At 67.8% G+C, this 18,089-nt stretch carries 18 protein-coding genes; 13 read left to right on the top strand and 5 right to left on the bottom strand.

The annotated features are described in order from the left end of the window. The first annotated feature begins 11 nt into the window (after positions 1–11). From AC4D2W_RS10850 to AC4D2W_RS10870, 5 genes are all read left to right on the top strand, one after another. The gene (locus tag AC4D2W_RS10850; protein ID WP_490926918.1) at positions 12–977 is read left to right on the top strand and encodes a D-2-hydroxyacid dehydrogenase; all 966 of its coding nucleotides are present in this window, start codon (positions 12–14) and stop codon (positions 975–977) included. Positions 978–1,326: 349 nt separating this feature from the next. Next, positions 1,327–2,364, top strand: coding sequence for an NAD(P)-dependent alcohol dehydrogenase (locus AC4D2W_RS10855; protein ID WP_490926919.1), 1,038 nt, complete (start codon positions 1,327–1,329; stop codon positions 2,362–2,364). Beyond that, on the top strand, positions 2,361–3,008 hold the full coding sequence (locus AC4D2W_RS10860) for a hypothetical protein (protein WP_490926920.1): 648 nt from the start codon (positions 2,361–2,363) through the stop codon (positions 3,006–3,008). The genes AC4D2W_RS10855 and AC4D2W_RS10860 overlap by 4 nt, the downstream gene beginning before the upstream one ends. Further along, on the top strand, positions 3,005–4,630 hold the full coding sequence (locus AC4D2W_RS10865) for a GMC family oxidoreductase (RefSeq protein WP_490926921.1): 1,626 nt from the start codon (positions 3,005–3,007) through the stop codon (positions 4,628–4,630). Before AC4D2W_RS10860 ends, AC4D2W_RS10865 begins: the two co-directional genes overlap by 4 nt. A gap of 8 nt (positions 4,631–4,638) precedes the next feature. Further along, positions 4,639–5,793 (top strand): NAD(P)/FAD-dependent oxidoreductase, encoded by a 1,155-nt coding sequence (locus AC4D2W_RS10870; protein ID WP_490926922.1) that lies wholly within the window; start codon positions 4,639–4,641, stop codon positions 5,791–5,793. Here the strand turns inward: AC4D2W_RS10870 and AC4D2W_RS10875 are convergent. The 3 genes from AC4D2W_RS10875 to AC4D2W_RS10885 all read right to left on the bottom strand — a co-directional run bounded on the left by AC4D2W_RS10875 (position 5,790) and on the right by AC4D2W_RS10885 (position 7,087). Next, entirely contained in the window at positions 5,790–6,359 is a 570-nt protein-coding gene (locus tag AC4D2W_RS10875) for a Clp protease N-terminal domain-containing protein (protein ID WP_490926923.1), read from the bottom strand. The two genes, AC4D2W_RS10870 and AC4D2W_RS10875, sit on opposite strands and share 4 nt — an antisense overlap. 4 nt (positions 6,360–6,363) lie before the next feature. Further along, the gene (locus tag AC4D2W_RS10880) at positions 6,364–6,579 is read right to left on the bottom strand and encodes a helix-turn-helix domain-containing protein (protein WP_400927323.1); all 216 of its coding nucleotides are present in this window, start codon (positions 6,577–6,579) and stop codon (positions 6,364–6,366) included. Positions 6,580–6,739: 160 nt separating this feature from the next. Beyond that, positions 6,740–7,087, bottom strand: coding sequence for an ArsR/SmtB family transcription factor (locus AC4D2W_RS10885; RefSeq protein ID WP_490926925.1), 348 nt, complete (start codon positions 7,085–7,087; stop codon positions 6,740–6,742). A gap of 110 nt (positions 7,088–7,197) precedes the next feature. Here AC4D2W_RS10885 and arsB point away from each other — a divergent pair, with 110 nt between their 5' ends. The 5 genes from arsB (at position 7,198) to AC4D2W_RS10910 (ending at position 11,944) form a co-directional block, all read left to right on the top strand. Continuing rightward, positions 7,198–8,313 (top strand): ACR3 family arsenite efflux transporter, encoded by a 1,116-nt coding sequence (gene arsB, locus AC4D2W_RS10890; protein WP_490926926.1) that lies wholly within the window; start codon positions 7,198–7,200, stop codon positions 8,311–8,313. Continuing rightward, positions 8,310–8,762 carry an arsenate reductase ArsC gene (locus tag AC4D2W_RS10895; protein ID WP_490926927.1) on the top strand — a complete coding sequence of 151 codons (453 nt, stop codon included), beginning with the start codon at positions 8,310–8,312 and terminating at the stop codon, positions 8,760–8,762. The genes arsB and AC4D2W_RS10895 overlap by 4 nt, the downstream gene beginning before the upstream one ends. A gap of 10 nt (positions 8,763–8,772) precedes the next feature. Beyond that, positions 8,773–10,230, top strand: a complete 1,458-nt coding sequence (locus AC4D2W_RS10900) for an FAD-dependent oxidoreductase (RefSeq protein WP_490926928.1) — start codon at positions 8,773–8,775, stop codon at positions 10,228–10,230. Further along, entirely contained in the window at positions 10,231–11,343 is a 1,113-nt protein-coding gene (locus AC4D2W_RS10905) for an ArsO family NAD(P)H-dependent flavin-containing monooxygenase (protein ID WP_490926929.1), read from the top strand. It abuts the gene before it with no gap. Between the two features lie 70 nt (positions 11,344–11,413). Beyond that, complete coding sequence (locus AC4D2W_RS10910) at positions 11,414–11,944, top strand: hypothetical protein (RefSeq protein ID WP_490926930.1); 531 nt, start codon at positions 11,414–11,416, stop codon at positions 11,942–11,944. Positions 11,945–12,123: 179 nt separating this feature from the next. Here the strand turns inward: AC4D2W_RS10910 and AC4D2W_RS10915 are convergent, their stop codons facing one another. Then, positions 12,124–13,320, bottom strand: coding sequence for an ROK family transcriptional regulator (locus tag AC4D2W_RS10915; RefSeq protein WP_490926931.1), 1,197 nt, complete (start codon positions 13,318–13,320; stop codon positions 12,124–12,126). A 238-nt stretch (positions 13,321–13,558) separates the two neighbouring features. Between AC4D2W_RS10915 and xylA the strand changes: the two genes are divergently transcribed. The 3 genes from xylA (at position 13,559) to AC4D2W_RS10930 (ending at position 16,700) form a co-directional block, all read left to right on the top strand. Then, entirely contained in the window at positions 13,559–14,746 is a 1,188-nt protein-coding gene (gene xylA / locus AC4D2W_RS10920) for a xylose isomerase (protein WP_490926932.1), read from the top strand. 92 nt (positions 14,747–14,838) lie between these two features. Beyond that, positions 14,839–16,245 (top strand): xylulokinase, encoded by a 1,407-nt coding sequence (locus AC4D2W_RS10925; protein WP_490927424.1) that lies wholly within the window; start codon positions 14,839–14,841, stop codon positions 16,243–16,245. Between the two features lie 98 nt (positions 16,246–16,343). Beyond that, positions 16,344–16,700 carry a DUF3021 domain-containing protein gene (locus tag AC4D2W_RS10930; RefSeq protein WP_490926933.1) on the top strand — a complete coding sequence of 119 codons (357 nt, stop codon included), beginning with the start codon at positions 16,344–16,346 and terminating at the stop codon, positions 16,698–16,700. Positions 16,701–16,977: 277 nt separating this feature from the next. Here AC4D2W_RS10930 and AC4D2W_RS10935 read toward each other — a convergent pair whose 3' ends face one another. Continuing rightward, a complete protein-coding gene (locus AC4D2W_RS10935) occupies positions 16,978–17,949 on the bottom strand; it encodes an acetylxylan esterase (protein ID WP_490926934.1) in 972 nt (323 codons plus the stop codon). Positions 17,950–18,089 lie beyond the last annotated feature (140 nt).

The raw sequence follows: 18,089 nt of genomic DNA on the forward strand, positions 1-18,089 counted from the left end.
GGCTGGGACGCATGCAGCCTCAACCCGTGATCGCCGTCCTTGCCGAAAACAAGCCCGTAGTGGGTCTTGACGAGCTCCGAAAGGAAGCCGAAGTCCGCGTCACCGACGCAGCCGGGCTGCCCGACGCGCTGGCCGGAGCGGACATCCTCTACCTCTGGGACTTCTTCGCCGACGGTGTCCGTGAGGCCTGGTCCGCCGCGGACTCCCTGCAGTGGCTCCATGTTCCCGCGGCCGGGGTGGAAAAGCTGATGTTCCCTGAACTGGTGGAATCCGACGTCGTTCTGACCAACGCCCGGGGCGTGTTCGACCGGCCCATGGCAGAGCACGTGCTGGGGGCAATGCTTTACTTCGCCAAGGACTTCGGCCGGGCGTCCGCCCAGCAGCAGCGGAAGCAGTGGAGCCGCTACGCCACCGCCGACCTGGCCGGAGCCTCGGTGCTCGTGGCCGGAACCGGAAGCATCGGCCGGTGCACCGCACGCCTGCTCAACGCCGTAGGAATGCAGGTGCAGGGGATGGGACGCACCGCGCGCACCGGCGATCCGGACTTCGGCACCATCCACGCGAGCGCGGACTTCGCCGCCGTGGCCGGACACTTCGACTACATAGTCCTGGCCGCGCCGCTGACCCCGGACACGCAAGGCATGCTCGGCCGCGAGGTCCTGGCCGCCCTGAAGCCGACGGCGGTGCTCGTCAACGTGGGCCGCGGCGGCCTCGCGGATGAGGCGGCGCTGGAGGAGGCGCTGCGCACCGGGCAGCTCGCCGGTGCGGCGCTGGACGTCTTCGAGACCGAACCGCTGCCGGAGCGCAGCGGGCTCTGGGCATTGGACAACGTGCTCATCACTCCGCACCTGTCCGGGGACGCCAGTAATCAGCTGCCGGTCCTGGCCCGGCAATTCGCGGACAACCTCGTCGCCTGGAAGGCCGGGCAGCCGCTGATGAACGTTGTGGACAAGAAGCTGGGTTTCGTCACCTCGTAAACCGGGCGCCGCCCGCCGCCGTCGAGCTCCACGCCCGCCGCCCGCCTCCGCCCGCCGCCCGCCTCCGCCCGGCGCCGTCGTCGGGCTCCACCGATTGTCGCGATGGTGCCGTTTTCCCTCATCGAGTGATGCGACGATGCGGATTACGCGCCGTGAAAGCGACGTTTTCTCGACACCCGGAGCGGAAAAGGGGTATCTTCCCGACTCTCGACGCAACAGGCGAGGGCTGCCCCAGACGCCGCGCTCCCATCCTCCTACCCGTTGACCCTGCGCCTGCCCCGGACAAGACTGGGGGAGCGACTGCTGAGCGAGTTCAGCTGACCGAATTCAATGGAGAAGGAAGTGCGGCGTGAAAGCTGTCCGGGTACACCGCTACGGCGAGGATCCACAGATTGACGAGGTGCCGGAGCCGGAAATCACCGGCCCCTGGGACGTGATCGTGGACGTGGGGGCTGCCGGGCTGTGCCGCACGGACCTGCACGTCATCGAGGGTCAGTGGGACGCCATCCAGCATCCGCAGCTGCCGTACATCCTGGGCCACGAAAACGCCGGCTGGGTCCGCGAGGTGGGCTCCGCCGTTTCCAACGTGGCCCCCGGTGACACCGTGATCATGCATCCGCTGGTCACCTGCGGACTCTGCGCCCCGTGCCGGGCAGGTGAGGATTCGCACTGCGAAAACTCGCTGTTCCCGGGCCTGAATACCGACGGCGGCATGGCCGAGCAGCTCAAAACCAACGCCCGTGCCGTCGTGAAACTGGACCCCTCCCTGCAGCCGGCGGACATCGCCGCGCTGGCCGACGCCGGCCTGACCGCCTACCACGCGGTCCGCAAGGCAGCCCCGCTGCTGTATCCGGGCACGCAGGCCGTCGTAATCGGCGCCGGCGGGCTGGGGCACATCGGCGTGCAGTCACTGAAATCGCTCACCGCCGCCAACATCACCGTCATCGACACCTCCGAAGCGGCGCTGGAACTGGCCTCCGGCCTGGGCGCAGACACCGTGCTGCGCAGCCCGGACACTGCCGCCGTCCTCGACGCCACCGACGGCGGAGCACACGTGGTCTTCGACTTTGTGGGCGAGCACGGCACCGAAGCCCAGGGACTGGAGATGCTCCGCAACCGGGGCAGCTACTACGCGATCGGCTACGGCGGCGAGGTCCGGATCCCCACCATCGAGCTGATCTCCCGGGAAATCTCCGTGGTGGGCAACCTCGTGGGCACCTATCAGGACCTGGTGGAACTCATGACGCTCACCGCCTCCGGCGACATCACCCTGCACACCACCGCCTATGACCTCGACGACGCGGTCCAGGCCATGCATGACCTCGACGCCGGAAAACTCACCGGCCGCGGCATCCTCATCCCGCCAGCAGGAGGAAAGAAACCATGACCTACCCGGCCAAATACCCCACGCTGAACGAAACCACCCTCACCCCCGAAGCCCGCGCCATCCTGAAGCGGATCATCCGCACCGCTTTTCCGCATCCGGGCTTTCCCGATGAGGCCTACGAGCGGATGACCAACAGGATTGTCACCGAAGCGGACGCCTCCACCTGGTTCCGGGTGGTCCTCACCCAGGGGCTTATCGCCCTGGGCGCCCAGTCGGACCAACCCTTCCTGGAACTCTCCGACGAGCGGGCCCTGGCCGTCCTCCGCCGGGTGTCGGACCTGGAATTCTTTGGCTTCATCCGCCGCACTACAGTGCTGAATCTCTACGACGATCCGCAGGTCTGGGAGGCACTGGGCTACGAAGGCCCGTCCTTCGACAAGGGCGGGTACGTGAACCGCGGATTCGATGATTTGGACTGGCTGCCCACGCCGCGGATCGAAGCGCCTGTTGACAGCAGCGTTCCGGACACCGGCCCGCTGCCGTATCCAGTGGCCCAGCCAGGACAGCACGGACAGCCGGCCCAATCCGCCCGGCCCCAGCCGGATGCCTCGGCCGGCTCGCCGGCGGCAGCCGCCGCCGGACCCGCACCGGAATCCGGAACCGGAGCCCAGGCACCCCAACAGCGCGGAGGAGGAAGCAAATGAGCGAGAGCATCAGCAGTTTCTCTCCCACCGGGTCCGCGGACCCGCTGGCCGGGTCGGCGCACTTTGAGCTCGACGACGATTCCGTCGTCGTCGTGATCGGTTCCGGAGCCGGCGGCGGCACCCTGGCCCACGAACTGGTGGAAAAGGGCGTGAAGGTGGTGCTGCTGGAGGCCGGGCCGTTCCTGACCAACTCGGACTACGTGAACAACGAGTGGGAAGCGTTCAACCAGATGGCCTGGCTGGACCCGCGCACCACCTCCGGGACCTGGCGCATCGCGCGCGATTTCCCGAATCTTCCGGCGTGGATCGTCAAGGCGGTGGGCGGCACCACCACGCACTGGTCCGGCGCCACCCCGCGGTTCAAGGCGCACGAGTTCGTTTCCCGCACCGTGTACGGACGGATCGACGGCGCCAACCTCCTGGACTGGCCGCTCACCCTGGCGGACCTCGAGCCCTACTATGACGTTGCGGAACGCAAGATGGGCTCCACCCACGTCCACGGCAGGCCGCCGCTGCCGGCGAATAACAACTACAAGGTGTTTGCCAACGGCGCCGAAAAACTGGGGTACCGGCACTTCGCCACCGGCCCCTACGCCACCAACGCCGAACCCTATGACGGGCGGCCGGCGTCGGTCCAGGACGGCTTCAACTTCCAGGGCGACAAGTCCGGCGCCAAATGGTCCACACTGGTTTCGGAAATCCCCAAGTCCCTGAAAACCGGCCGGCTGGACCTGCGCCCGGACAGTCAGGCTGTGCAGATCACCCATACCCCCGAGGGCCGCGTGGACGGGGTGGTGTATGCCGACGGCGACGGCCAACTACATCATCAAAAGGCACGGGTGGTGGCGGTGGCGGGCAACGCGATCGAAACGCCCCGGCTGCTGCTGCTCTCCGCCTCGCCGCTGTTTCCGGACGGGCTGGCGAATTCCTCCGGCCAGGTGGGACGGAACTACATGCGCCACACCACCGGCTCCGTGTACGCCCAGTTTGAGGAGCCGGTGCACATGTACCGCGGCGAAACCATGGCCGGGCTCATCGCGGATGAATCCCGGCATGATCCGGACCGCGGGTTCGCCGGCGGCTATTACATGGAGACCATTTCGCTCGGTCCGGCCTTCCTGGCTTCCTTCGTGGATCCCGGCGCGTGGGGGCCGGGCTTCGCGGCCATCCTGGACGGTTACCGGCGCACGGCCGGCATGTGGATCGTGGGGGAGGACATGCCGCAGGAAACCAACCGCGTCACGCTGAACACCACGGTCATGGATCCGCTGGGGCTGCCGGTGCCGAACGTGCACTTTGACGACCACCCCAACGACGTTGCCATGCGCGAACACGGATACGGGCAGGGCACGGCGCTGTATGAGGCGGTGGGCTCGACGTCGGCGGTGCGGACGCCGCCGTATCCCTCCACCCACAACATGGGCACCGCCCGGATGAGCCTGCGCCCGGAGGACGGGGTGTGCAACGGATTCGGGCAGACCCATGACGTGCCGAACCTGTTCATCTCCGACGGTTCGCAGTTCACCACGGGAGCTGCGGCCAACCCCACGCTGACCATCGTGGCGCTGGCCATCCGGCAGGCGGAGTATCTGGCCGCGCAGATGGCGCTGGGCGAGATCTGAGGCCGGGGGTGAATTTCGCCGCGGCAGGGAGTGCCGGCACCGGAACGGGTCCGCAGATTGCCGTGCTCGGCGCCGGGATTTTGGGGGTGTCGACGGCGGTGCAGCTGCTGCGCGGCGGCGCGTCCGTGACGCTGGTGACGGAAGCGCACCCCGGCAGCGGCGCCTCGGGGCGCTCGCTGTCCTGGCTGAACTCCGGCGGCACCTACGCGCCGGAGTACCACCAGCTGCGGCTGGCCGGAATGGACCGCTACCGGACGCTGCTGGCCGAGAACCCGGACCTCGATTGGCTCCGGTTCGACGGCGGGGTGTACTGGGACGGCGGGGCGCTGGCGGACCGGTGCGAGGAGCAGCGGGACCGCGGATACGACGCACGGCTGGTTCCCGCGCGTGACGTTGCCGGGGTGGTTCCCGGCCTGGATCCGGCGGCGCTGCCGGAAGAGGTGCTGTTCAACCCCGGTGAAGGCTGGGTGAGCCTGCCGCATTTGATCCGGCACTTGCTGGGCGAGTTTGCCCGGCTCGGCGGAACCCTGATCACCGCTGCGGGGCGGGTCTGCGTGGCGACGGACGGAGGCGCCGCCGTCGGGCTCCGCAGCGCGGCCGGAGAACTGTACCGGGCCGACGTCGTCCTGGTGGCTGCCGGCGCCGGAACTCCCGCGGTGCTGGAGGGGCTGGGGGTGCCGCTGCAGGACGGATCGGACCTGGCCATGCTGGTGGTGACCGAACCCAAGGCGCACAACCTCAGGGCCGTGCTGAACACGCCGCGCGTGTCCCTGCGGCCCCATCCGGGTTCCCGGCTGGCGATGGATTCCACCTGGTATCTGGATTCGATCACGCCCAACGGTGACGGCGGCTGGTCGGTGGATCCGCAGGTGGTGCTGGATCTGGTGGACGAGGCCTCGGCGCTGCTGGCCGGACATCCGCGGCTGGTGGCACAGAGCTGGCGGATCGGGCTGAAACCGGTGCCCGGAGACGGCCGGCCCGTGCTGGGGGAACTGACCGGGCTCCCCGGCTGCTACGTGGCGTTTACCCATTCCGGAGCAACGCTGGGACTGATTGCCGGCGAGCTGCTGGCCCGCGAAATGCTCACCGGGCGCCGTCATCCGATGCTCGCCCCGTTCCGGCCGGAACGGATGGCATCGGACGCTTCGGCGGCCGCCCGCTAAGCCGCGGCGTCCATCAGGCCGAGGATCCCGGCCCGGAGCTCCTCCGGCTCCACATGCCGGCCGATGAGCGCCGTGGCCGTCGGGTCGGCACCCCGCAGCAGTCCCAGAAGCAGGTGCTCCACCCCGATGTAACCGTCCCAGTGCGCCTTGGACTCGCGCAGGCTGTTTGTCAGGACGTCCCTCGCGCCGGCGCTGAACGGGATCTCTCCGGCCGCGCGGAACAGGCTGCGCCGGGGTTTGCGGGCGGGAGCGGCACCCTCCAGGGTGCCCTCGCCGAACTGCGCGTCGACGGCGCGGCGCACCTCCGCCACATCAATGCCCAGGGACCCGAGTGCTGCGGCGTCGTCCAGCCCCTCGCCCAGTTCCTGCAGCTCCGAGTGCAGCCGTACTGAGGTGAGTCCGTACCCGCCCAGCAATGCGGCCAGGGACGGGGAGGACTTCTCCGCCGCTGCGACGATCCCCACCAGCAGATGCGCCGGAAGGACCTGGGGTGCATTCAGGGAGCGGACTTCCTCCTGCGTACCGATGACACTCTGCCGGGCCTGGTCAGTAAACCGTTCAAACATGACGCTACTTCGCTTTCCGGTTGTATTTCTGGTGGACGGCCTGCTTGCTGATGCCCAGCTGGTCCGCGATCGCCTGCCAGGACCAGCCCTGCGCCCGGGCGTTGGCCACCTGGACGGCTTCGAGCTGGTCGCGCAGCCGTCCGAGGGCGACGACGGCGCGCAGCCCGGTAGCGGGATCGGGACTGGCTGCCGCGGCGGCCTTCTGTGAAGGGTCTTCCATGCGTCAATGCTGATTGACGGCATGAGTCGCGTCAAGAGTAATTGACAGGTTTTCTGGATCACGGCTGTTTCTCGGGCTGCCGGTTCCGTGCTGTCCTACCGGGGGCTGTCCTGCCGGTTCCGTGCTGTCCTACCGGGGGGCGGTCCTGCCGGGGGCTGTCCTACCGGGGAGCGAGAACCGCTGCGGCGCGCTCCAGTGCACCCGGCACGATGGAGTAGTAGGCCCAGACGCCGCGCTTGTCCCGGTGCAGGATGCCGGCGTCCACCAGGATCTTCAGGTGGTGCGAAATAGTCGGCTGGCCCAGACCGATCGGTTCCGTGAGATCACAGACGCAGGCTTCCTTGTTCTCCTGCGCGGCAATCAGGGAAACCAGACGCAGCCGCGTCGGTTCGGCCACGGCCTTGAGGAGCTGGGCGAACCGCTGGGCATCCTCGGCGCTCAGTACTTCCGTTACCAGGGGAGTGCAGCAGGCCTCGGCAACAGGATCGGGAGCGGTCTGAGTGTTCATCGTTCCATTATGCACTTGGATTGACATCCGTCGATGGCTGAAGGAATACTCGGAATCGAAGGATATCGATATTTCTCGATGCCTGCTGCCGCAATCATCAGAGGAGTTACGTGAGCACCCCCGCCGTTCCGCGCCAAACCGACCAGGTTACTGCCCGGCTCTCGACTCTGGACCGGTTCCTGCCCGTGTGGATCCTTGCCGCCATGGCACTGGGACTGCTGCTGGGACGGCTGGTTCCCGGCATCGCGCCGGCACTGGATTCCGTGAAGGTGTCCAACGTGTCCCTGCCCATCGCCGTCGGCCTGCTGGTGATGATGTATCCGGTGCTGGCCAAGGTCCGCTACAACGAAACGCATAAGGTAGTGGCCGACCGGAAGCTGATGATCAGCTCGCTGATCCTGAACTGGGTGGTCTCGCCGGTGTTCATGTTTGCGCTGGCCTGGATCTTCCTGCCGGATCTGCCCGAGTACCGGACCGGGCTGATCATTGTGGGCCTGGCCCGCTGCATTGCCATGGTGATGATCTGGAACGAACTGGCCTGCGGTGACCGCGAAGCCGCCGCCGTGCTGGTGGCCATCAACTCCGTGTTCCAGGTCCTGGCGTTCGGCGCCCTGGGCTGGTTCTATCTGCAGGTGCTGCCCGGTTGGCTGGGTCTGGAAACCACCAGCATGGACTTCTCCTTCTGGGCCATTACCGCCAGCGTCCTGATCTTCCTGGGTATCCCGCTGCTGGCCGGCTTCCTCACCCGCACCTTCGGCGAAAAGGCGAAGGGCCGGGACTGGTACGAGGGCACGTTCCTGCCGAAGCTTGGCCCCTGGGCCCTCTACGGACTGCTGTTCACCATCGTGCTGCTGTTCGCGCTGCAGGGGGACGAGATCACCTCGAATCCGCTGGATGTCGCGCGGATTGCGCTTCCGCTGCTGGTCTATTTCGTTGTGGTGTTCGGTGCGGGCATGGTCCTGGGCAAGCTTCTGAACCTGGGCTATCCCCGCACCACCACGCTGGCGTTCACCGCCGCCGGCAACAACTTTGAACTGGCCATTGCCGTAGCCATCGGCACCTACGGGGTGACCTCCGGGCAGGCCCTCGCCGGCGTCGTCGGGCCCCTGATTGAGGTTCCCGTCCTGGTCGCGCTGGTCTATGTTGCCCTCTGGGCCCGGAAGAAATACTGGCCCGCCGCCGACTCCGCCCTCACCGCCGCACCGGCAGAAAAGACAAACCGATGAGCACTCCCGCCAACTCCAGCCCCAACTCCACCACCGAAGCTGCGGCCAAGCCGTCCGTCCTGTTCGTCTGCGTGCACAACGCCGGCCGGTCCCAGATGGCAGCCGCCTACCTGCGCGCCTTGGGACAGGGGCGGATCGAGGTCCGTTCCGCAGGCTCCGCACCTGCGGACTCCGTGAACCCCGCCGCCGTGGCAGCCATGGCCGAGGACGGCATCGACATGTCCGCCGAGCTGCCCAAGGTGCTGACCACCGAGGCCGTGAAGGAGTCCGACGTCGTGATCACCATGGGCTGCGGCGACGCCTGCCCGATCTTCCCCGGCAAACGCTATGAAGACTGGAAACTCGAGGACCCCGCCGGACAGGGCGTGGAGGCCGTCCGGCCCATCCGTGACGACATCAAGGTCCGGATCCAGGACTTGATCGCCGACCTGCTGCCCACCCAGCTGTAAGGACAGAACCATGAACACCGAAACCGAATTGTCCGAACTTCCCGTAGCCGTGATCGGCGCCGGACCCGTGGGCCTGGCGGCCGCTGCAGAACTCCTCGAGCGCGGCCTGACCCCGATCATTTTTGAAGCCGGCGCAACACCTGCGGCCGCCGTCGCCTCCTGGGGCCACATCCGGCTGTTCTCGCCGTGGCAGTACGACGTCGACGCCGCCGCCCGCCGCCTGCTCGCGGCTACCGGCTGGCAGGAACCGGATGCCGACACCCTGCCCACCGGCGCCGAACTCCATGAGCAGTACCTGTCACCGCTGGCAGCGGTCCCGGAGATCGCTGCGGCGCTGCACACCTCCACCCGGGTCCTGTCTGTTAGCCGGGAAGGCCTGGACAAGACCCGTACCGGCGGCCGGACCAGCACCCCGTTCCTGATCCGGGTTGAAGATGCCGAGGGCACCATCACCGACTACCGGGCGCGCGCCGTCATCGATGCCTCCGGCACCTGGCACACTCCGAACCCGTTGGGACAGGCCGGACTGCCGGCCGTTGGGGAAGCCGACGCTTTCGCCGCCGGATTGATCACCGGGCCGCTGCCCGACGTCGTCGGCCGCGACCGTGCCCGCTTCGCCGGCAAACATGTCCTGGTGGTCGGCGCCGGCCACTCGGCCGCGAACACCCTGCTGGCCCTGGGCGAACTCGCCGAACAGGAACCCGGCACCCGGATCAGCTGGGCCATCCGCAGCGCCTCCGCGAACGGCGTCTACGGCGGCGGAGACCTTGACGGACTGCCCGCCCGCGGTGCGCTGGGCAGCCGACTGCGCACCCTGGTGGCAGACGGCCGGATCGAGCTGCACACCTCCTTCACCATCACCGGTTTCAAGACCGCCGACACCCTGGCGGTCATCGGCAGCACGCCGTCCGGCGAGAAGCAGCTGGACGTGGATCTGCTGGTTCCGGCGACCGGTTTCCGCCCGGACCTGGATCTGCTCCGTGAAATCCGGCTGGACCTTGACCCCGTGGTGGAGGCACCGCGGGAACTCGGGCCGCTGATCGATCCCGAGTTTCACAGCTGCGGCACCGTGGCACCGCACGGCGCCAAGATGCTGTCCCACCCGGAGAAGGACTTCTACATTGTCGGCATGAAGTCCTACGGACGTGCCCCCACGTTCCTGATGGCCACCGGCTATGAGCAGGTCCGCTCCATCGCCGCAGCCCTGGCCGGAGATCAGCAGGCCGCCGACGACGTGCAGCTGGTCCTGCCCGAAACCGGCGTCTGTTCCACCGATCTGGGCGGCAGCTGCGATACACCGGCAGCTGACGGAGTCGCCGAAGCCGCTTCCTGCTGCAGCGCACCCGAACCGGCGGCGGAACCCGAAGCCGCCCCGGCGTCGTCGTCCTGCTGCAGCGCGCCCGAACCGGCGTTCCTGGGCATCCCCACCGGCCTGGAACACGGCCGTTCCGCAGAGCGGGAGAGCTGATTGCCAACCTCACCGATCCGGGACGTTGACGTTCTGGTCATCGGCGGAGGCCAGGCCGGTCTCGCCGCCGGGTACTACCTGAACCGGTTGCGGCGGGACGAGGCCTCCGGCCGGTCCGGCCCGGCGCCGACCTTCGCCATCCTGGACGCCAACCGGGAGCCCGGCGGCGCGTGGCAGCACTACTGGCCGAGCCTGGAACTGTTTTCCCCGGCGGCTTACAGCTCCCTGCCCGGGTACCAGATGCCGGCCTGGGACGGCGACGGCAACCCCTCCGCGGACCACGTTGCCCAGTATCTGCGCACTTATGAGGCGCGGTACGAGCTTCCGGTGCACCGGCCGGTTCGGGTGGAGGCGGTGCGGGTGGCCGACGGCGGATTCATCACCGATACCGGCGTCGGGCAGTGGACCAGCCGCGTTGTCATCAGTGCCACCGGAAGCTGGAAGGCGCCGGAAATTCCGCAGCTGCCCGGCAGCGGTGAGTTCGCCGGACAGCAGCTGCACACCGCCGACTACCGCGGACCGCAGCCGTATGCGGGACTGAACGTGGTGGTGGTGGGCGGCGGAAACTCCGGAGCGCAGATCGCCGCGGACCTTGCTTCGACCGCAAACCTCACGTGGGTGACCCGGAAGCCGCCGCGCTACCTGCCCGACGACGTCGACGGCCGGGCACTGTTCGACATCGCCACCCGCCGCGTTAAGGCTCTCGCCGCCGGAGAAACAGGAGCCGGCAGAGTCGCCGATCTGGGTGACATTGTTGCCGTGCCTCCCGTGCGGAAGGCCCGCGACGCCGGACTGCTGGACGCCCGGCCAATGTTCGCCCGGCTGCTTCCCGGGGGAATGCAGTGGGAGGACGGAGCGCAGCTGGACGCCGATGTTCTCATCTGGTGCACCGGGTTCCGGCCCGATCTGCACCACCTCCAGCCACTCGGCCTGACCGGCCGGAACGGCGTACCGGCCACGGACGCCAAGCTGCCCACGAAGTCCGTGGATCACCCGGGACTGTTTTTCCTGGGGTACGGGGACTGGTGCGGACCGGCGTCGGCCACCCTCATCGGCGTGGGGGCAACCGCCCGCGACACCGTCGCCGCCGCTGCCCGTTCCCTGATTCCCTAACGTCAGCAGGCGTCACAGAATACTCGCGTGTTGGGGCCGGCCGCTGAATGCTGTGGGCTAGGCTCCCCGCATGGGGAATCAACAGCGCACACCGGAAGAGGATTACCGCCGCTATGCCCGGCCGGAACCAGGACGCGCCGGGGACTGGGTGGAAGTGATTGACGACGGCCGCGGCCGTCAGATCGACGCCGACCAGCCGCCGGTTCCGCCTTACGGGGCCGTCGAGAATCCGGACGGGGCTGTCGAGAGTCCGGACTCCGCCGGCGCAGTGAACGACGGCGTTCTGGTTGCGATGTCTCGGGGACTTCCGGGGCAGCGCCGCCGCAACCGGAGCCTCTGGGCAGCCTGGACCCTGGTGGCGCTGATGCTGGCTGTGGGGACGGGATGGCTCTTCGGACTCTTCGAGCCGGCGTGGAACAATTATCCGGCGGTGGAGGCCTCCAATCCGAACGGAGCCTCAGGCACCTCGGCGCTGAGCCAGGAACTGCAGGCCAACCTCTATTCACTCGGACCGTTCGTGATGGTCTTCGGACTGCTCGGCGCCGTCATCCTGCTGGCAATGCAGGCGACCCTGTTCAACCGGGGACACCGGGCGGATTAACCTGAGGTTCCCCTGAAATTACTGCGGGATTGAGCGGCGTCCGTTGTACAGATAATGGGCCTATCCGGGGGCCAGAACCCCGTTATCTGTACAACCGATGAGCCTTAAGTGCGTTATCTGTACAACCGTTGAGCCTTAACTGCGTTATCTGTACAACCGATGCCCGGACGGACTGAAAATCAGTTGGAGACGGGCTCCGGGAGTACCCCCACCGATGCCGGATCGGCCAGCAGCTCGGCAAAGACCAGTTCCGCCGCGCCCACCAGGAGCAGCTCGGAGCCCAGGGCGGCGCGACGGATGGATACCTCGCTGCCCAGACCGCCGATGCCCCCTGCACCTACGGCTGCCTCGAGCCGGCCGGGGGCAAATGAGTGCAGGACACCCAGGAACCCGCCGAGCACAATGATGCCCGGATTGAAGATGTTCACGAAGTTGGTCAGCGCCACCGCGAGCAGATCCAGCTGGCGGTGCGTTTCGGCGAGGAGGTCGGGGGAGTTGTCCGAGGCCATGGCGGCTTCGAGCTGGTCCTGATCTGCGTGGTCCATTCCCAGGATGGCCAGCAGCCTGCCCAGACTGACCTCCGTTTCCAGGCATCCGTTGCGCCCGCAGTGGCAGGGTGTACCTCCTGGAGTCACCACCGTGTGGCCGAGTTCCCCGGCATAGCCGCTGGCTCCCCGGAGCGGTGCGCCGCCTACCACGGCGCCCCCGCCGATCCCACTGGCGCTGCCGTTGAGGTAAACGACGTCGGATGCTCCCACGGCCGCCCCGAACAGGCTTTCGGCCAGCGAGCCCAGGTTGGCGTCATTCGCGGCGCGGGCCGGCAGTCCCAGCCCGGCCCGGAGCTCCGCGGCGAGCGGTTCGTCGGACCATTTGAGGTGCGGTGCCAGCAGGACGGTACCGTCGCTGCTGTTGACCAGTCCCGGCACTGCTGCACCCACACCGGCCACGCGGGTCATCCCTGCCAGTTCAGTCTGCATGCCCTCCACCACGGCCCGGGCAATGTTGACCGTATCGGAGACTGTGGGCAGGGAGCCGGCGTCGTACCGGATCCTGCGGTGGACCGTGCCGCCGAGCCCGACCAGGCCCACGGTGACGGCATCCACGTCCGGATGCACGGCAATGGCGGCCACCCTTTCATTGGCATGGACCAGCGGGCTGGGCCGGCCCACGCGCTTCAGGGCGGGCGGCTCCGTCTCATAGGCCAGTCCCAGCTCGGCCAGCTCGGCCACGAGAGCCCCGACGGTGGATCGGTTGAAGCCGCAAAGACGGGTCAGCTCGGCGCGGGAAAGCGGTCCGCGGCGGTGCAGCAGAGTCAGGATCCGCGAAAGGTTCTGGGCGCGGATACTCTCCGTGCCGGAGGAAGTGCCGGTGCTCATGCTGCTGCCGTTTCTGCTGGAGGTGATGTCCGGGGCCCGGCTGCGCTGTGCTCGCAGCCAAGCGGACCGCTTCTCACCCTAACCCCGGCCGGCGTCGTTTGGAGCGGTTTTGTTGCCGCGGAGCAGAAATCCTCTTCCAGAATGCGGATCCCGGCCGGAAGTTTGGAGAAACCATTGACACAGCTCACTTTGCGCCATAAGTTGTTGCTCCCAACTAATCTTGCTTTTGGAGTGAATTGTGACAACGACGCCATCACCATCCGACCGCTTTACCTTTGGCCTCTGGACCGTGGGCTGGACCGGCAACGACCCGTTCGGCGTTCCCACCCGCTCCGATCTGGACCCGGTGGAAGCCGTGCACCGGCTGGCCGATCTGGGTGCGTACGGCATCACGTTCCACGACAATGACCTGGTTCCGTTCGACGCCTCTGCGTCCGAGCGCGGGCAGATCCTCAAGAGCTTCCAGGGCGCCCTGACCGAAACCGGTCTGAAGGTTCCCATGGTGACCACCAACCTGTTCAGCCACCCGGTGTTCAAGGACGGCGGCTTCACCTCCAATGACCGCTCCATCCGCCGCTTTGCGCTGCGCAAGGTCATGGCCAACATGGACCTGGCCGCCGAACTCGGCGCCGAAACCTTCGTCATGTGGGGCGGGCGCGAAGGCGCCGAATACGACGGGTCCAAGGACTTCGCCGCTGCCTATGACCGCATGAAGGAAGGCGTGGACACGGTCGCCGCCTACGTCAAGGAGAAGGGCTACAACCTGCGCCTGGCGCTGGAGCCCAAGCCGAACGAACCCCGCGGCGACATCTTCCTGCCCACGATCGGCCACGCGCTGGCCTTCATCAATGAACTGGAACACGGCGACATCGTGGGCCTGAACCCGGAGACCGGCCACGAGCAGATGGCCGGGCTGAACTTCAACCACGGCATCGCCCAGGCACTGTGGGCCGGCAAGCTCTTCCACATTGACCTCAACGGCCAGAAGTCCATCAAGTTCGACCAGGACCTGGTGTTCGGCCACGGCGACCTGACCAGCGCGTTCTTCACGGTGGACCTGCTGGAGAACGGCTTCCCCAACGGCGGCCCGACCTATGACGGTCCGCGCCACTTCGACTACAAGCCCTCGCGCACCGAAGGCTACGACGGCGTCTGGGAATCCGCGAAGGCCAACATGGCCATGTACCTGCTGCTCAAGGAACGCGCCGTGGCCTTCCGTGCGGACCCCGAGGTCCAGGAAGCGCTGGCCACCTCCGGCGTCTTCGAGCTGGCCCAGCCCACAGTGGATGCCGGCGAAAGCCTGTCGGACTTCCTGGCGGACACCTCCTCCTTCGAGGATTTCGACGCCGAGAAGGCCGCCGAGCGCTCCTTCGGCTTTGTCCGCTTGAACCAGCTGGCGCTGGAACACCTCATGGGCGCCCGCTAAAAAGCATTGCCCCACTGCCGCCGGGTCCGTTGCTACGGGCCCGGCGCTGCGGTGTTTGACGAACAAAATTCAGAACGATGAAAGGTAACGCCATGGCACTGGTTGCCGGAGTGGACAGCTCCACCCAATCCTGCAAGGTGGTCATCAGGGACTCCGAGACCGGTGCCCTGGTCCGCTCCGGAACGGCACGGCACGCGGACGGCACCGAAATCGATCCCGAGATCTGGTGGCGCGCGCTGCAGGAGGCCCTGGACGCTGCCGGCGGGCTCGACGACGTCGACGCCGTGGCGGTTTCCGGCCAGCAACACGGCATGGTGTGCCTGGATGAGGACGGTGCCGTGGTTCGCCCCGCCCTGCTGTGGAACGACGTGCGCTCGGCCGCGGCCGCCGAAAAGATGGTCTCCGAGGCCGGGCCCGACGGCGCCGCCTACTGGGCGGGGCAGACCGGCACCGTTCCGGTGGCCTCCATTACAGCGGCCAAGCTTCGCTGGCTGGCCGAAAACGAACCCGAGAAGGCGGCCCGGACCGCCGCCGTCTGCCTCCCGCATGACTGGCTGAGCTGGCGGCTGGCCGGCTACGGCCCGGGCAGCGGCCGCGCCGGACTCGACGCCCTGCGCACCGACCGCTCGGACGCCTCCGGGACCGGCTACTGGTCACCCGCGACCGGCGAATACCTCCCCGCCGTCCTGGAACAAACCCTCGGCCACGTCCCGCTGCTGCCGCGGGTCTTGGGACCGCTGGAAGCGGACCAGCAGACGCCGTCGGGCGCGGTCATTGCGCCGGGCACCGGGGACAACGCCGGCGCCGCCCTGGGCGTGGGAGCCGGGGTGGGCGACGTCGTCGTCTCCGTGGGCACCTCCGGCACCGTTTTTGCCGTGACTGACGATCCCTCCGCGGACGACACCGGCTTGGTGGCCGGATTTGCCGACGCCACCGGCCACTACCTGCCGCTGGCCTGCACGCTCAACGCGTCGCGGGTCCTGGACGCCACCGCAGCCCTGCTCTCCGTGGACCTTCCGGAACTGACCCGGCTGGCACTGGCCGCCTCCGACGGCGCGGGCGGGCTGAGCCTTGTTCCCTACTTTGAGGGTGAACGGACCCCTAACCTGCCCGATGCAACCGGATCGCTGCACGGAATGACGCTGGCGAACTTCACTCCGGAGAACCTGGCCCGTGCCGCCGTCGAAGGCATCGCCTGCTCCCTGGCGGACGGACTGCAGGCCCTGCGGGACCTCGGAATTGAGGCCCGCCGGGTCATTCTGGTGGGCGGCGCGGCCCGGTCGGAAGCGCTACAGCAGGCTGTCTCGGCGGTCTTCGGCCTGCCCGTGACGGTTCCGGATCCGGGGGAGTACGTGGCCGACGGCGCCGCCCGGCAGGCCGCGGCCGTCCTGGCCGGTGCGTGGCCGGGCTGGACCGCCGCGAGCGAATCAGTGGTGGAGGCTGCCGCCGCCCCGCAGATTCTGGAGCGTTACCGGAAGGCAGCCGCCACGGCGCGGTGATGTTCGGCTTGGGCTTCCGTGCGTGCGCGGGCCGGTAAGTTGGGCGCATGAAGCTTTGGGGGCAAGCAGTATTAAGGGGCGGAATTCCGCTCGTTCTGATGTCCGGAATTGCCGTTGCGCTCTATACACAGGGGCAGGCGGAGGACGGCCGCAGCACGCTGTGTGCCGCGATCATTTTCGGCGTGGTGTCGGCGGCGTCAGCTATTTACGACGTCGAGAAATGGTCGCTCTTTTGGCAGACGGCGGTTCACTTCGCCGTGATGATCGGGACCGTCCTTCCCGTGCTCTTTGTCAGCGGCTGGTTTCCGACCCGGACGGCGTCGGACTACCTCGCCATCGTGGGCATGTTCCTGCTGGTGGGGCTCGTGCTGTGGACTGCTGCGTTCCTGGTGTTCGGCGTGCTGGTTCCCCGGCTTCAGTCGCGGTCTGCCGCTCGCAGCCGAGTGTCGAGCTAAGGCCCCTTCGCTGCGTCCATTGTTGAGATGATGCGGGAATGCGCGCCTGAATGAGACATGACGTCGACACTCGGCGAGGGCATGCGGCGCGACGTCGACACTCGGCGAGGGCAGCGGCACGACGTCGACACTGGGCGGGCGCCGGCAGCGTGTCGGGGCTGCTCCAGCAAGAGGCCGCTCTGACCGCGCGGTGGTGCTGGCCGCCGTCGTCACCTTCTCCTTCGCCGTGGGATAGGCCGATGCTCGACTAGCCGGCAGCCCCGGCGGCGGCGACGTCCTAGCCGGCAGCGGTCATTTCACGCAGGAAGTGCACGGCGGCGACGTCGTCCTCGGCGCCTCCGCCTTCGTGCCCGTTGAACGGCCACGCAGTGATCTGCTTCGGACCGGCGTAGGCGTTGTAGGCCGCGTAGACGGTGGACGGGGGAGTGGTGACATCCATGAGTCCGGCAGTGAACATAGCCGGAATGGTTGCGTGGGGGGCGAAGTTCACGCCGTCGAAGTAGCGCAGCGTCGCCTGCGCCCGCTCCGCTTCGGTGCGGTGGACGGAGAGGAAATCGCTGACTTCTCGGTAGGGATACGCGTCGGTGATCTGCAGGGCCCGCGGAAAGTCGGAGAGGAACGGAACGCGTACGACGGCGGCACGCAGGTCCGGGCAGAGCGCCGCGGCGGCCAGCGCGACGCCGCCGCCCTGACTGATCCCGGTGACCGCCACCCGGTCCGGGTCCACAGCCGTCAGCTCGCGCGCTGCCTGAACGGCACGGACCGCGTCGGTGATCAGCCGGCGGTAATAATAGGTCTGCGGGTCCAGGATGCCCCGGGTCATGACGCCGGGAACCTGCGGCCCGGCGCTGCCCGCACCGTCCGGCGTGGCACCCCGGCTCCAGCTGGCTCCCTGGCCGCGGGTATCCATCTGCAGGTGGGCAAATCCGGCCCCGGCCCAGAGCAGATTTTCATGGGCCTCGCCGCGCCCGCCGCCGTAGCCGACAAACTCCACCACACAGGCCAGCGGTCCGGTGGCGCCGTGCGGCACGCGCAGCCAGGCCCGGACCGGTTCGCCGTTCCAGCCGGCGAACTCAACGTCGTAGATGTCGATGGTTTCCAGGACCGTCGGCTTCGGCGTGATTCTGAGGTTCAAGGGATGGGACTGTGCCTGCTCCAGGGTTTCGGACCAGAACCCGTCAAAGTCCTCCGGGCGGGTCTGGGAGCTGGTGTAGGCCTTGAGCTGGTCGGCGGGCAGATCGGAATACATGGCGGGAGAGGTCCTGTCTGTCAGGGGAAACGGCCGTCCTGCTGCGCGGGGACCGCCCACGCAGGACCGCGAGGAGACTAATGTGCGGTGAGATCCACGACACAGTGTAACCGCCGGAAGGGCGGTGTTCCTGACAGCGG

The organism is Arthrobacter sp. TJ-58, assembly GCF_058269295.1.

Bases quoted from the DNA above. Each gene is read 5' to 3' on its own strand.
- AC4D2W_RS10850 (WP_490926918.1), top strand. From the start codon at position 12: ATGCAGCCTCAACCCGTGATCGCCGTCCTTGCCGAAAACAAGCCCGTA.
- AC4D2W_RS10860 (WP_490926920.1), top strand. From the start codon at position 2,361: ATGACCTACCCGGCCAAATACCCCACGCTGAACGAAACCACCCTCACC.
- AC4D2W_RS10865 (WP_490926921.1), top strand. From the start codon at position 3,005: ATGAGCGAGAGCATCAGCAGTTTCTCTCCCACCGGGTCCGCGGACCCG.
- AC4D2W_RS10875 (WP_490926923.1), bottom strand. From the start codon at position 6,359: ATGTTTGAACGGTTTACTGACCAGGCCCGGCAGAGTGTCATCGGTACG.
- AC4D2W_RS10880 (WP_400927323.1), bottom strand. From the start codon at position 6,579: ATGGAAGACCCTTCACAGAAGGCCGCCGCGGCAGCCAGTCCCGATCCC.
- AC4D2W_RS10885 (WP_490926925.1), bottom strand. From the start codon at position 7,087: ATGAACACTCAGACCGCTCCCGATCCTGTTGCCGAGGCCTGCTGCACT.
- AC4D2W_RS10895 (WP_490926927.1), top strand. From the start codon at position 8,310: ATGAGCACTCCCGCCAACTCCAGCCCCAACTCCACCACCGAAGCTGCG.
- AC4D2W_RS10900 (WP_490926928.1), top strand. From the start codon at position 8,773: ATGAACACCGAAACCGAATTGTCCGAACTTCCCGTAGCCGTGATCGGC.
- AC4D2W_RS10910 (WP_490926930.1), top strand. From the start codon at position 11,414: ATGGGGAATCAACAGCGCACACCGGAAGAGGATTACCGCCGCTATGCC.
- AC4D2W_RS10915 (WP_490926931.1), bottom strand. From the start codon at position 13,320: ATGAGCACCGGCACTTCCTCCGGCACGGAGAGTATCCGCGCCCAGAAC.
- AC4D2W_RS10925 (WP_490927424.1), top strand. From the start codon at position 14,839: ATGGCACTGGTTGCCGGAGTGGACAGCTCCACCCAATCCTGCAAGGTG.
- AC4D2W_RS10930 (WP_490926933.1), top strand. From the start codon at position 16,344: ATGTCCGGAATTGCCGTTGCGCTCTATACACAGGGGCAGGCGGAGGAC.
- AC4D2W_RS10935 (WP_490926934.1), bottom strand. From the start codon at position 17,949: ATGTATTCCGATCTGCCCGCCGACCAGCTCAAGGCCTACACCAGCTCC.